Origin of the sequence: Halomonas sp. PGE1 (genome assembly GCF_013000985.1) — a bacterium.
Classification (GTDB): domain Bacteria; phylum Pseudomonadota; class Gammaproteobacteria; order Pseudomonadales; family Halomonadaceae; genus Halomonas; species Halomonas alkalicola.
Window position 1 is genome coordinate 1,996,364 of record NZ_CP053032.1, and the last position, 13,487, is coordinate 2,009,850.

A 13,487-nucleotide genomic window follows, 5' to 3' on the forward strand; every position below is an offset into this window, starting at 1 on the left:
CGAAGCTTTTCAGTGGACTGCCACAGGAGATGCACCCGATGAGGTCCGTGCACGACACCCTCGACTGGAACCTGCTGCGAACCTTCGTGAGCATCGTTCAGGAGAAGAGCATCAGTCGCGCGGCTCAGCGCCTCAATCTGTCCCAGCCGGCGGTCAGCCTGGCCTTGAAGCGGCTGGAGTCGCACCTCGGGCAGAGTCTCATCGAGCGGGGCAGCCACCGATTTCGCGTCACCGAGGCGGGCGAGCTGGTCTACCGGGATGCACTCGAGATCTATGCCAACGTGGCGAGGCTTGGCATCACGGTGCGGGAGACCTCCCCGGAGGTGGCCGGTCAGGTCACCCTGCTGCTGGTCAGCGGCATCCAGTGCTCGTTTCTCGACAACGTCCTGCGTGATTTCCACGAGCAGCACCCGCGGATCACCTGTGAGGTGAGCGTCCTGTCGAGTCAGGACGTCGTGCAGGCGATGCTGCAGAAGATGGGTACCGTCGGGGTGTGCCTGCTGCCGCATCCGGTCGAGGGGCTCAACGGCCAGCTGCTTGTCCATCAGCGCTACCGGTTCTACTGCGGCCGCTCCCATCGCCTGTTCGGCCAACAGAACCTCTCGCTCCAGGCGCTGGCGCGAGAGCCTTTCGTCTCCTTCACCAGCGCCCAGCTGTCCGGGGCGCTTGCGGAAATCGCGGTCTACCGGGCGCATGCGGCCATGACCGGCGAGGTGGTGGTCACGTCCAGCAGCCTGGAAGAGATCCAGCGCTTCGTGCGTACCGGCTGGGGCATCGGCTGCTTGCCCGAGCACACGGTCCAGGCGGATGTCGACAAGGGTCTGCTCTGGCCACTTCCGCCCTACGAGGGGGTGCCGAATATCGACCTCCACCTGGTGTGGCACGAAGATTCGCGCTTTTCGCAGGCAGAGCGACTGTTCTTCGATTATCTGCATGGCGCCATGGCGTCGGTCAGCCTGGGGCAGCGACTGCCATGAGGTGGCCTGGGGTGGGTGCATCCGGGAGGGTCCCGTCTTGTTGTTTGTTCTAGGGGTACCGGTCCGGGTCCTATAAGGCAATTTTTCATTTTTTATTCTTTGTATTAGCCCCGCTTATGCACCAGCGGGGCGTTTTTTTGCTTGCAAACAGGCGATAAAGGTGCAAAGCATGAATAGGCCGATCGGGAAACTGGTGTCGATTCAACGCCCGGGTCTTGAGTCAACAGGGTGATCGAGCTTCCACAACGATAATGGAGCCAATTCATGCTTACCGAGCCGGAGAAGCGGGTCATGTCGACCTGCGATGAGCTCTTCGAGGAGACGCTTTGCCTGACGGAATCCCTGGTCAGAGCCTACAGTACGCTGGGCAATGAACAGGAAGCACTCGAGGTGATGGAGGCGTGGTATCGCCAGGAAGGATTTACGGTAAAGCGAGTGCCAATGGAGGCTTCTGTCCTTCAAATCGACCAGGTTGAGCCATCACCAATTCCGGCTCGATACAATGTGATGGGGATGCTCAATCCGGAGTCGAAAGGCCCGCATCTCGTCTACAATGGCCACCTCGATGTGGTGCCGGCTGAACCGGAATCTCTATGGACACGCCCGCCCTGGGAGCCCTGGCGAGATGGCGGCTGGCTCTATGGCCGGGGGGCGGGTGACATGAAGGCCGGTATCGCCGCCATGGCGATGGCTGTCAAGGCAGTTCGGCAGGCCGGCATCGCGATCGATCACCCTCTAACGCTGCAGACCGTCATCGAGGAGGAGTGCTCAGGCCACGGCGCCCTGTCCTGCGTCAAGGCTGGCCATGCCGGCGATTTCGTGCTGATTCCCGAGCCTTTCGGCGCCAAGCTGGTGTCCGGTCAGGTGGGCGTGCTGTGGTTTCGCATCCGCCTCGATGGCGTGCCGACGCATGTGCTGGATACCAGTGCCGGAAGCAACGCCATTGAGGCCATCACGTCACTCTTTGTTGCCTTGAAGGCCCTCGAGGCGGAGATCAATGCGCTGCCTCGGCACTCGCTCTATCAGGACATGGAAAAGCCGTTCAACCTGAACATCGGACGCATCGAAGGGGGTGACTGGGCCTCCAGCGTTCCCGCGCACGCCTGTGTGGAGGGCCGCCTGGGTTTCCCCTCCGAGATGGCCGTCGATGACGCCATGAAACTGGTGGAGGCGTGTGTCGAAAAGGCGAAGGCCGGCCTGGGGAAAGGCATCTCCAATCTCAGGGTGGAGTTTCACGGGTTTCGCTCCGAGGGTGTGGTGGTCGACATGGATAATTCTGGCATACGTCTTCTGGGAAAATGTCATCACGACCTGACAGGTAATGCGATCACCTCCCAGGCGCTGACATGCACGACAGACCTGCGCGCATTTCATGTGCATGGTGGCATCACCGGGACCTGCTACGGACCCGTTGCCGAGAACATTCACGGCGTCGATGAGCGGGTCGATATCGAGTCTATCCGGCATGTGCTGAAAGCCTATGCCCTGTTCTTGTGCAGGTGGGGGCGAGAGAGCCATCAGGAGCTTGTGGTTCGGTAAAACCATATTTCCGACTTGAGGAGCTGGTGCTGTGAAATTCTTCTATCACCCGGATCAGGAGCGGCATGCGCCGCCGAGCTTCCTGTTGAGAGGCCGGCAGGTGGCATCGCCGGAGGGGCCCCTGCGGGCTCAGATGTTGCTGGAAGGCCTGGCTAGCCTGGGCATCGAGGTCACGTCGCCGGAAACGCCGGACACCCCCCGCCTGCGTGAACGGCTGTCGCGGATCCACACCAGGCGCTACCTCGACTTCCTGGAAACCATCCACTCGCGCTGGTCGGCGCTTCCCGAGGCGACCGAGGTGGTATCCCCCAATGTGCACCCCTGCGGCGGCGGCCACCACTATCCCCGTCACCCGGTGGGCCAGGCGGGCTGGCACATGCACGACATGGCCTGCCCCCTGACGGCCGAGACGTTCAGCGGGGTCATGGCGAATGCTGCCAGCGCCGAGGCGGCGGCGGACGCGGTGCTGGCGGGTGATGCCAGCGCCTACGCACTGTGTCGCCCGCCGGGCCATCACGCAGGGCCCGATCGCGCCGGCGGCTTCTGCTTCCTCAACAACTCGGCCCTGGCCGCCGAGGTGCTGCGCGAGCACCATGCGCGCGTGGCAATCCTCGATGTGGACCTGCACCACGGCAATGGCACCCAGGACATCTTCTATGACCGTGGCGACGTCTGGACGGGATCCGTTCACGCGGACCCGGCCGACTTCTATCCCTTCTTCTGGGGCGGGGTCGACGAGATCGGCGAGGGGAAGGGCAGGGGCGCCAACCTCAACCGCCCCTTGCCGCTGGGCAGCGACGGGGTCGCCTTCATGGCGGCGCTGGATGAGCTCATCGAGGCCATGACGGCGTTTCGGCCCGAGGCCCTGGTGGTGCCGCTGGGGCTGGATGCCCATCGTGAGGACCCGCTGGCCGGTCTGGCCCTGGAGACCGAGGACTTCCAGGCCCTGGGGCAGCGTCTCGCCGCCATCGAGCTGCCCACGGTGATCGTGCAGGAAGGGGGCTATCCCACCGAGCACCTGGGTAACAACCTGGCCGCTTTCATCCGTGGCTATACCGGTTCTCGGTCCGCCAATGGCGGCAGCTGACCCTCGGCAGCCAAACCAGGCGCTGGGGCAGGGCTCCCCGGCGCCAGACTCTCTGGAGCGATCACATGAATGAGCAGCATGCCGGCCAGGCGATCATCGACACTCTGGTGCTGCACGGCGTCGAACGTGTCTTCGTGGTGCCGGGAGAGAGCTTCCTGGCGGTGCTCGATGGCTTGTACGAGTCTCCTGTCGAAACGGTGGTGTGTCGTCATGAGGGTGGGGCGGCCTACATGGCCGAGGCTCACGGCAAGTTTACCGGCAGGCCTGGCGTGGCCATGGTGACCCGCGGCCCCGGCGCTGCCAATGCCCTAGTGGCGCTGCATGCCGCCTGGCAGGATGCGGTGCCCATGGTGCTGTTCGTGGGGCTGGTGCCCGTAGCGGATCGCCTGCGCGAATCCTTCCAGGAGTTCGATCCGCATGCGTGGTTCGGTACTCAGTGCAAGCGGGTCATGGTGCTCGACGAGGCCGAGCGCGCCTCCGAGGTGGTGGCGGAGGCCTTTTTCGCCGCGGGCTCCGGCCGGCCGGGACCGGTGGTGGTGGGCCTGCCCGAGGACGTGATCACTCGGCCGGTATCCGGCGTGCTGCATCCGCCACTGCCCGTGGGCGAGGGGGCGCTCTCCCCCGAGGACCTGGAGGCGGTGTGTGCCGCGCTCAGCGAGGCTCGCCGACCGCTGCTGTTCGTCGGCGGCCAGCGGTGGACGCCGGAGGCCGCGACCAACCTGACGCGTTTCGCCGAGCAGAACGGTATCCCGGTGGTGCAGGATTGGCGCGCGGCCGATCGGGTGCCTTTCGACTCCCCGGTCAACTGCGGCTGGCTGGGCTATGGTCGCTCCGATGCCACGCTTGCGCTGTTCGAGGAGGCGGACGTGCTGATCGCCGTGGGCGCGCTGCCCACCGACGTGCCCAGCGAGGGGTTCACGGCTCGGCAGGGGCACGACCGCTGCAATATCCTGGTCAATATCGATACCGGCCTGCGCGGCCGCAGCGGTGCCGTGACTCGCCACCTGATCGCAAGTCCGGTCGCCTTTGCCGAAGCGGTGGCGGGTCTGCGGCTGGGGCGCGAGAAGGATTGGGACGCCTGGCGGAGCGGTGGTCGGGCGGCTCAACAGGCGTTCGCTGCGCTGCCGGCGCCGGAGGCCCTGCCTGGTACGCGTCCCGGCACCGCGCACATGGGGGCGGTCCTGGGTGAGCTGGTGAAGCGCCTCCCCGACGATGCGGTGTTCACCTTCGGGGCTGGCAACCACTGCATCTGGGCGCAGAGGTACCTGCCGACGCGAGTGTTTCCCAGCCAGCTCAGCACGCGCAACGGCTCCATGGGCTATAGCGTCCCGGCTGCCGTCAGCGCCTCGCTGGCCAGCCCAGAACGCCTGTGCGTGGTGGTCGCAGGCGATGGCGAGTTCATGATGAACGGCCAGGAGATCGCCACCGCCGTTCAGTACGGTGCCGCTATGCTGGTACTGGTCGTGGACAACGGGCGCTACGGGACCATCTGTCTCCATCAGGAGGCGCAGTTCCCGGGGCGGGCAAGTGGCACCCGGCTGGCCAACCCTGATTTTGCCGCCCTCTGTCGAGCCTATGGCGGGCACGGCGAAACCGTGGCTGCCAACGACGAGGCGGCTGGCGCCATCGAGAGGGCGCTGCGTGCCGTGACCGAGTGGCGCCGCCCCGCGCTGATTCACATCGTCACCGACCCTCGGCACGACCTGCCCTGAGGCGCCGGCTCACCATTGACTCCGAGGAGAGCATCCGATGACGCATTATGCCGTGATCAACCCGGCCACCGGTGAAGTGGAGAAGACTTACCCGACGGCCAGCGACGCAGAGGTTCGTGCCGCCATCGAGTGCGCCCACCGGGCATTCGGTGACTGGCGCAAGAGCGAGGTGGCGACCCGAGTGGCGCTGCTGAACCGCGTTGCCGACCTCTATGCGGAGCGTCGCGAGGCCCTGGCGGCCATCATCAGCCGCGAGATGGGCAAGCCCCTGGCCCAGGCTAGGGGCGAGATCGACATCGTGGTGTCGATCTACCGCTATTACGCAGACAACGGTCCGCGTTACCTGGAGGATGAGCCGATCGAGACGGCGGTCGGCAATGCGGTGGTCCGCAAGGAAGGCCTGGGGGTCCTGCTGGGCATCATGCCGTGGAACTTTCCCTACTATCAGGTGGCGCGGCTGGCCGCCCCCAACCTGATGAACGGCAACACCATCCTGCTCAAGCATGCGCCCCAGTGTCCCGAGTCGGCAGAGGCAATGGCGCAGATCTTCCGCGATGCCGGCGCTCCTGAAGGGACCTACCTCAACCTCTACGCCACCAACGAGCAGGCCGCCGACATCATCGCCGACTCCCGGGTACTGGGCGTCTCCCTGACGGGTTCCGAGAGGGCAGGGGCCGCGGTTGCGGAGATCGCCGGCCGTCATCTGAAGAAGGTAGTGCTGGAACTGGGCGGCTCCGATCCGTTTATCGTGCTGGACGATGCGGACCTGGACCAGGCGGTTCAACACGCGCTGGTGGGCCGCTTCGGCAATGCCGGCCAGGCCTGCAACGCGGCCAAGCGGATCATCGTCGATGACGCTCTGCACGACGATTTCCTGGCCGCCTTCAAGACGGCCATCGAGGGCATCAGGGTGGGCGACCCCATGGCCGCTGACACCTTCATGGGCCCCCTGTCCTCCGAAAGGGCGCTGCAGACGCTGGATGCCCAGGTGCAAGACGCCTTAGCACAGGGTGCCACCGTGCTGTTGGGCGGTCAGCGGCTCGATCGTTCCGGCGCCTGGTATGCGCCGACGCTGCTGAGCCGGGTGACCCCTGAGATGCGTATCTTCCGCGAGGAGCTGTTCGGCCCCGTGGCGGTAGTGTATCGGGTCGGCAACGAGCAGGAGGCCATCAGGCTGGCCAATGACACCGCCTATGGCCTGGGCGCCGTCATCCAGTCCACCGACCTGGCGCGTGCCCGCCGGGTGGCGGAAAGCCTGGAGACCGGCATGGTGACTATCAACGAGGCGCCAGGGTCGGCCGCCGAGCTGCCGTTTGGCGGCATCAAGCGTTCGGGCTTCGGTCGTGAGCTGGGGCGCGACGGCATGGACGAGTTCGTCAATCGCAAGGTGGTAAAGATCGGCGCCTGATTCTCCTCACAACCTCACGATAACAGTGCGTGCCTTTTCATGAACAAACTTGCCGTGCGGGCTAAAACCTTGGGCGGTGAGCATGTCGCTCACGCCCATGACCATCACCAGCTGATTCTGGTGACCACCGCTGCTTGATGCAGCCCCTTGATCGGTGCCGATCGGCACCCGCCCATGAGAGACGCGAAATGACCGTTACCTATCACGACAGCAATACCCGCATGAGCCAGGCCACCGTCCACAACGGTACCGTCTACCTGGCAGGCCAGGTGCCCGACGACACCAGCGCCGACATGCGCGGACAGACCGAGCAGGTGCTGGCCAAGATCGACCGCCTGCTGGCAGCGGTGGGGACCTCCAAGGAGCATGTGCTCAGCGCCCTGGTGTGGGTCACCGACATGGCGGAGTTCGCCGAGATGAACAGCGTGTGGGACGCCTGGGTCGTGGCCGGCCGCCCGCCGGCGCGGGCTGCCACCGAGGCCAAGCTGGCGCTGCCCGAGTTCAAGGTGGAAATCATGGTCACTGCGGCGATCCCGGAGGCCTGATATGCGAGTCGTCTCGGCCCTTGAGGTGGCCGAGGCGCTGCCCTGGGAACCCCTGGTGCAGCGCCTGGCACACACCTTCCGAGAAGGCGTGGAGTCACCGCCTCGTCATCACCATGCCATGCACCGGCCCGACGGCGAGGCCACCATGCTGCTGATGCCCGCCTGGGAGCGCGAGGGCTACATCGGCGTGAAGATGGTCAATGTCTTCCCGCAGAACGCCGAGCACGGGTTGCCTGCCATTGCCGGGGTCTATCTGCTGAGCGAGGGCGCCCACGGGCGACCCCTGGCCTGCCTCGACGGCAGCGAGCTGACCCGGCGGCGAACCGCCGCGGCCTCGGCGCTGGCGGCCCGCGAGCTGGCCCGCGAGGACGCCGAGACGCTGCTGGTGGTGGGCACCGGCAAGCTGGCGCCCATGGTGATCGAGGCCCACGCGGCAGTAAGACCCATTCGGCGGGTGCGCATCTGGGGACGCAGTCTCGCAAAGGCTGAGGCCCTCGCCGCCGAATATGCCGACCGCTTCGACACCTCGGCGGTGACCGACCTGGAAGCGGCCACGCGGGAGGCGGACATCATCTGCTGCGTGACGCTCTCCACCGAGCCGCTGATCCGCGGCGCCTGGCTCGCGCCCGGCACGCACCTCGACCTGATCGGCGCCTTCCGCCCGACCATGCGCGAGACCGATGCCGAGTGCCTGGTCAGAAGCGAGGTCTTCGTCGATACCTACGCCGGCGCCCGGGGCGAGGCGGGGGATATCCTCCAGGCCATCGACGAGGGGGCCTTCGCCTTCGCCGACATCCGTGGCGAGCTGGCCGAGCTGCTGCGCGGCGTGAAGCCCGGGCGCTCCTCTCCCGACGCGATCACCCTGTTCAAGTCGGTGGGGGCGTCGCTGGAGGATCTCGCCGCTGCCATCGAGGTGTGGGAACGGCTGGAGCCGCCCGCATGACGGGCGCTGCCACCGGGTTCTTCTGGCACGAGCGCTGCTTCTGGCACGATCCTGGTGCCATCGGCGTGTTCTCGGCACCTGGCGAGTTCCTTCAGCCCCAGCCCGCCTCGGAGAGCCCCGAGAGCAAGCGCCGGCTCAAGAACCTGCTGGAGGTCTCGGGCCTGATCGACGAGCTGGCGGTGCGCAAGCCGCCGCCGGCGAGCCGGGAGGATCTCGAGCGCTTCCATACGACCCGCTACCTGGATGCCCTGGCAGCGGGTGACGCCGGGCGGGGCGGTGACGGTGGCGACTGCGCGCCCTACCTGCCAGGGAGCCTGGCGGCGGCAAGCCAGTCCGCGGGGCTGGCCGTGGGCGCCGTGGAGGCGGTCGCCACCGGTGAGCTGAGTCAGGCCTACGCGCTGTGCCGGCCTCCGGGCCACCACGCCGAGGCCGATCGCGGCCGGGGCTTCTGCCTGCTCGGTAATATCCCCGTGGCGGTGATGCGCGCCCGCGCCCTGGGCCAGGTGGGGCGGGTGGCGATCCTCGACTGGGACGTGCACCACGGGAACGGTCAGCAGGGCGCCTTCTGGAATACCCCAGAGGTGTTGACGATCTCCCTCCACCAGGCGGGCAACTATCCGCTCGAAACCGGTGAGTTTGCGGAGCAGGGCGGGGCAGCGGCCCTCGGCACCGACCTCAACCTGCCGCTACCACCCGGCTGTGGCATCGGTGCCTATGAGTACGCCATGGACACCCTGGTGCTGCCGGCCATCGAGGCCTTCGCTCCGGAGTTGATCGTGGTGGCCTGCGGCTATGACGCCTGCGCCAAGGATCCGCTCGGCAAGATGCTGCTCAACAGCGCCGTCAAGGCGGGCTTCGACGAGACGATCATGCTCGACCCCGAGGGCTGCGTGGCCGAGGCCTCCGCGGCCAACGTCTTCCTGGTCCGCGACGGGGTGCTGCACACCCCCGAGGTAACCTCCTGCCTGCAGGGCATCACCCGCGACAGCGTCATCCGCCTGGCCCGGGAGGGGCTCGGCCTGGAGGTGGTGGAGCGGCGCATCACCCGTGATGAGCTCTACATCGCCGACGAGGCCTTCCTGACCGGGACCGCCGCCGAGATCCTGCCGCTGCGCGAGCTCGATGGGCGCCATATCGGCGCCCGCATCGGGGGGCCCGCCGTCGGTGCCCCCATCGCCGACGGCTCGGTGACCGCTCGCCTGCAGAGGCTCTATGGCCGCCTGGTGCGTGGGGAGCTGGAAGCTGACCTGGCGGCGTTCGGCGCTTGGCTGACCCCGGTGTAAGGGGCTGTGGCCTCAGCCATCACGCAGGATGGTGAAGGGCGACCACTGCTGGCAGATCGGCGCGACCTCCAGGCGGGTGATATTGACGTGGGGCGGCAGCTCGGCGATGTGCAGCGCCTGGCGGGCCACATCGTCCGGCTGCAGGGCGCGGGTGCCTCGGTAGTACTCCTCGGCGATGCCGGCATCGCCCTTCATGCGCACCAGGGTGAACTCGCTCTCGGTCATTCCCGGCGCCAGGTCGGTGACCCGGACCCCGTGGGGGGCCAGGTCGCAGCGCAGGTTGTAGCTGAACTGCTCCACGAAGGCCTTGGTGGCCCCGTAGACGTGGCCGCCGGGATAGGGGGTGTGGCCGGCGATGGAACCGAGGTTGATCACGGTGGCGCCCGGCCCCGTGGCGATCAGGTGCGGCAGCAGCAGGCGGGTCACCGTGACCAGCCCCTTGATGTTGGTATCGATCATGCGGTGCCAGTCGGCCAGCTCCGCCTGCTGGGCCGGCCCCTTGCCCAGTGCCAGCCCGGCGCTGTTGATCACGACGCGAATGCGCTGGAAGGCCTCGGGCAGCGTATCGATCGCGGCCTGCACGACCTCGCTGTCGGCGAGGTCCACGGCGAGGGCATGGACCGCCACCCGGTCGCTCTGGAGCTCCGCCTGGAGGGCCTCCAGCCGATCCTGGCGGCGTCCCGAGAGCACCAGCGACCAGCCGGCCTCGGCGAAGCGCCGGGCGCAGGCCGCGCCGATCCCGGAGGTGGCGCCGGTGATGAAGGCGATGGGGGTGGCTTCGTGCATGGTGAAATCTCCGTCTTGGGGTGGAGGGGGAAGGGCAGCGTCCCCTGGCATCAGAGTCCCGCAGCGGTTCGCATGCCTATGCTGCTTTGGTCGTATCCGGCGCGGTCGAGGCGTCGCCGCCAGGCCGGCCGGGCTATTCTTCGCTATCGTGATCGGCGAAGCCTGCCTTCATGAACGTCGATTTGAGCAAGCCCAGCGACTGTTACAAAATCGACATACTGCGCCGCGCGGCCTGCCAGCGGCAGCCGGCGAACCACCAGAACGACAAGAATCGCGGAGACACGCTGATGCGCAAGACACTCATCGCCACCCTGGCCAGCCTCGGGCTGGCCGTTGCCCCGCTGGCCCTGGCGAGCACCATCGAGATCCAGGTCAACAACACCATGAGCGAGGGGGGCTCGGAAAGCGCCGCCGTCGAACGCTTCGCCGAGTACCTCGAGGAGCAGGCGCCGGGCCGCTTCAACGTGCGCCCCTTCCTGGCCGGCTCGCTGGGCGGCGAGAACGCCGTGCTCGAGCTGCTCAACCTGGGCCAGACCCAGCTCTCCATCACCGGCGGCAACTGGCGTCAGCAGTATGCCCCGGAGTATGACGCCATCACCGTGCCCTTCGTCTTCGCCACCTGGGACGAGGTGGATGCCTTCATGGAGAGCCCCTCCGGCCAGACGCTGGTCGAGATCGCCGAGGAGAAGGGCGGCATCAAGTACTTCGGGACCCAGCATCGTGGCCCCCGCCACATGACCGCCAACAAGGCGATCCACTCGCCCGAGGACCTGCAGGGCTTCCGCATGCGCCTGCCCTCCCTGCCCGTGTGGCTCCAGGTGTGGGAGGAGATCGGTGCCACCGTGGTCAACGTGCCGGCGCCGGAGATCTACCTGGCCATGCAGACCCGCCAGGTGGACGGTCACGAGAACTCCCTCTCGTCGCCCTACACCCGCCGCCTGTGGGAGGTGCAGGACCACATCATCCTCACCAGCCACGTGCAGTTCCCCTGGAACTGGGTGGCCAGCAAGCGCTGGTGGGACAGGCTGGAGGCCGATGACCAGGCGCTGATCGCCGAGGCGATCGAGGTGGCCCGCCTGCACGGGACCGAGGTGGAGCGCGAGCTCGACGAGTACTACCTGGAGCAGCTCGAGGCCAACGGCATGACCATCATCGAGCCGGACGTGGAGGCGTTTCGCGCGGCGGCCATGCCGGCCATCGAGCGCATCCTGGCCGAGATGGCCGATGGCGTGATGGATGACGCGCTGGGCGGCAACGACTGAGCCCGCGTTAACCGTTGATGTGACGATGCCGGCGGCGCCCCCTGGGGCGCCGCCGTGCTGTCACCGGGAATCATCGAGGAGTCTTTCGTGGTGCAAGAAACCGGGATACCCCAAGGGCCCGTGGACCGCCTGGCCTACTGGCTGCTGCGCGGCCTGACCCTGGTCTGCGATGCGCTGGGCGTGCTGCTGCTGGCGGGCATCCTGCTGCTCATCGTGGCCGCCGTGGTGGCGCGGGACTTCATCGGGCTGGGCATGCCCTGGACCGAGGAGGTGGCCTCGTTGCTGGCCATCTACGCCGTCGGCATCGGGTCGCTCTCCGCCCTGGTGCGCGGCGAGCACCTGCTGGTGGACCTGTTCAGCCATCGCATGTCGCGGCTGGCGCTGGATCTGCAGTACCGCCTCAATGCGCTGCTTTCCTGCGGCTTCTTCGCGCTGGCCGCCTGGGGCGCCTGGATCATGTCGGAGATGAGCGCCAACAACCGCACCGTCTCGCTGGGGATCAGCTTCAGCTACCTCTACTACGGCATCTTCATCGGCTTTGCCGGGATGACGCTGATAGCCGCCTGGCAGGCGCTGCGCGGCCGCGTGGCCTGGCTGCCGGGTGGCGGCCGCGACGATGAGGAGCCGCGCTGATGCTGGAACTGGCAATCTTCGTGGGCGGCCTGCTGGCGCTGATGATCATCGGCCTGCCGGTGGTGGTGGCGATCGGCATCACCTCCTTCATCGCCCTGGCGGTCACCGGCAGCGGTGGCCTGCCGGTGGAGCTGATGTCGCTGCGCATGGTGCAGACCCTCAACAACTTCACGCTGCTGGCGATTCCGCTGTTCATCCTGGCCGCCAACATCATGAACACCGGCTCCACCACCACGCGGATCTTCGACTTCGCGACGGCCCTGGTCGGCTTCACCAAGGGGGGACTGGGCCATGCCAACGTGGTGGCCAGCTCCATCTTCGCCACCATGTCCGGCACCGCGGTGGCCGATGCGGCGGGGCTCGGTAGCCTCGAGATCAAGGCCATGAAGGAGCGCGGCTATGACCTTGGCTACTCCACCGGGATCACCGCGGCGTCGAGCGTGATCGGCCCGATCCTGCCCCCCAGCATTGCCCTGGTGGTCTACGGCTGGCTGGCCAACGTCAGCATCGGCGCCCTGTTCATGGCGGGGCTGTTGCCGGGCATTCTCATGGCGCTGCTGCTGATGGGCATGACCGTGGCCCTGGGCGCGACCCAGCGGGTGGTGATGCCGGCGCCGACCCCCTTCGACGGACGCGAGGTGCTGCGCACCGGGCGCCGGGCGATCCTGCCGCTGATGATGCCGGCGATCATCGTGGGGGGCATCTGGGGCGGCTTCTTCACGCCCACCGAGGCGGGCGCCGTGGCCTCCTTCTACGCGATCATCCTGGGGGCGGTGGTCTACCGCGACCTGACCCCGAAGGCCCTCTACCTGGCCTTCCGGCGCACCCTGATGTTCAGCGTGGCGATCCTGCTGATCATCGCGGTGTCCAGCTTCTACGGCTGGATCCTGGTGCGCATCGGCATTCCCCAGGCCCTGGCCGGCCAGGTGGCCAGCATCGACATGCCCACCGTCTTCCTGCTGCTGGCCTTCGCGCTCTTCTTCCTGCTGATCGGCTGCTTCATGTCGGTGGTGGAGAGCATCCTGATCTTCACGCCCATCGTGGTGCCGGCCGCGCTCGCCGCGGGCCTGGACCCCATCCATTTCGGCATCGTCATGGTGATCACCCTGTCGGTGGGGGTGATCACGCCCCCCTTCGGTAACGTGCTGTTCCTGATGGTGGGCATCACCCGGCTGCGCTACGGGCAGGTGGTGACGGCGGTGCTGCCCTTCCTGATCCCCATCATCCTCACGATCCTGATCCTGATCGCGGTGCCGCCGCTGGCCACCTGGCTGCCCGCTCGGCTGGGCTACTGAGGCCGAAATGCCTCCGG

12 protein-coding genes are annotated in these 13,487 nt (G+C 67.0%); 11 read left to right on the top strand and 1 reads right to left on the bottom strand.

Features of this window, described 5'->3' with window-relative positions:
- The first annotated feature begins 47 nt into the window (after window positions 1-47).
- From HIR79_RS09395 to HIR79_RS09430, 8 genes are all read left to right on the top strand, one after another.
- Window positions 48-977 (top strand): LysR family transcriptional regulator, encoded by a 930-nt coding sequence (locus HIR79_RS09395; protein WP_249322105.1) that lies wholly within the window; start codon window positions 48-50, stop codon window positions 975-977.
- A 264-nt stretch (window positions 978-1,241) separates the two neighbouring features.
- Window positions 1,242-2,516, top strand: a complete 1,275-nt coding sequence (locus HIR79_RS09400) for an ArgE/DapE family deacylase (RefSeq protein WP_169958142.1) — start codon at window positions 1,242-1,244, stop codon at window positions 2,514-2,516.
- Between the two features lie 31 nt (window positions 2,517-2,547).
- Window positions 2,548-3,603: a histone deacetylase family protein gene (locus HIR79_RS09405; protein ID WP_169958143.1), complete on the top strand. Its 1,056-nt coding sequence runs from the start codon at window positions 2,548-2,550 to the stop codon at window positions 3,601-3,603.
- Between the two features lie 65 nt (window positions 3,604-3,668).
- Complete coding sequence (locus HIR79_RS09410; protein ID WP_169958144.1) at window positions 3,669-5,315, top strand: thiamine pyrophosphate-dependent enzyme; 1,647 nt, start codon at window positions 3,669-3,671, stop codon at window positions 5,313-5,315.
- Window positions 5,316-5,352: 37 nt separating this feature from the next.
- Window positions 5,353-6,723 carry an NAD-dependent succinate-semialdehyde dehydrogenase gene (locus tag HIR79_RS09415; protein WP_169958145.1) on the top strand — a complete coding sequence of 457 codons (1,371 nt, stop codon included), beginning with the start codon at window positions 5,353-5,355 and terminating at the stop codon, window positions 6,721-6,723.
- Window positions 6,724-6,911: 188 nt separating this feature from the next.
- Window positions 6,912-7,268 (top strand): RidA family protein, encoded by a 357-nt coding sequence (locus tag HIR79_RS09420; protein ID WP_169958146.1) that lies wholly within the window; start codon window positions 6,912-6,914, stop codon window positions 7,266-7,268.
- Window position 7,269: 1 nt separating this feature from the next.
- Window positions 7,270-8,211: a bifunctional Delta(1)-pyrroline-2-carboxylate/Delta(1)-piperideine-2-carboxylate reductase gene (lhpI, locus tag HIR79_RS09425; RefSeq protein ID WP_169958147.1), complete on the top strand. Its 942-nt coding sequence runs from the start codon at window positions 7,270-7,272 to the stop codon at window positions 8,209-8,211.
- A complete protein-coding gene (locus HIR79_RS09430; protein WP_169958148.1) occupies window positions 8,208-9,494 on the top strand; it encodes an aminotransferase class IV in 1,287 nt (428 codons plus the stop codon). The genes lhpI and HIR79_RS09430 overlap by 4 nt, the downstream gene beginning before the upstream one ends.
- A 12-nt stretch (window positions 9,495-9,506) precedes the next feature.
- Here HIR79_RS09430 and HIR79_RS09435 read toward each other — a convergent pair whose 3' ends face one another.
- Window positions 9,507-10,280, bottom strand: a complete 774-nt coding sequence (locus HIR79_RS09435; protein WP_169958149.1) for an SDR family NAD(P)-dependent oxidoreductase — start codon at window positions 10,278-10,280, stop codon at window positions 9,507-9,509.
- Window positions 10,281-10,567: 287 nt separating this feature from the next.
- Here HIR79_RS09435 and HIR79_RS09440 point away from each other — a divergent pair, with 287 nt between their 5' ends.
- The 3 genes from HIR79_RS09440 (at window position 10,568) to HIR79_RS09450 (ending at window position 13,470) form a co-directional block, all read left to right on the top strand.
- Window positions 10,568-11,542 carry a TRAP transporter substrate-binding protein gene (locus tag HIR79_RS09440; protein WP_169958150.1) on the top strand — a complete coding sequence of 325 codons (975 nt, stop codon included), beginning with the start codon at window positions 10,568-10,570 and terminating at the stop codon, window positions 11,540-11,542.
- Window positions 11,543-11,629: 87 nt separating this feature from the next.
- The gene (locus HIR79_RS09445) at window positions 11,630-12,175 is read left to right on the top strand and encodes a TRAP transporter small permease (protein WP_349304971.1); all 546 of its coding nucleotides are present in this window, start codon (window positions 11,630-11,632) and stop codon (window positions 12,173-12,175) included.
- Window positions 12,175-13,470, top strand: a complete 1,296-nt coding sequence (locus HIR79_RS09450) for a TRAP transporter large permease (protein ID WP_169958151.1) — start codon at window positions 12,175-12,177, stop codon at window positions 13,468-13,470. The genes HIR79_RS09445 and HIR79_RS09450 overlap by 1 nt, the downstream gene beginning before the upstream one ends.
- Window positions 13,471-13,487: the final 17 nt, after the last annotated feature.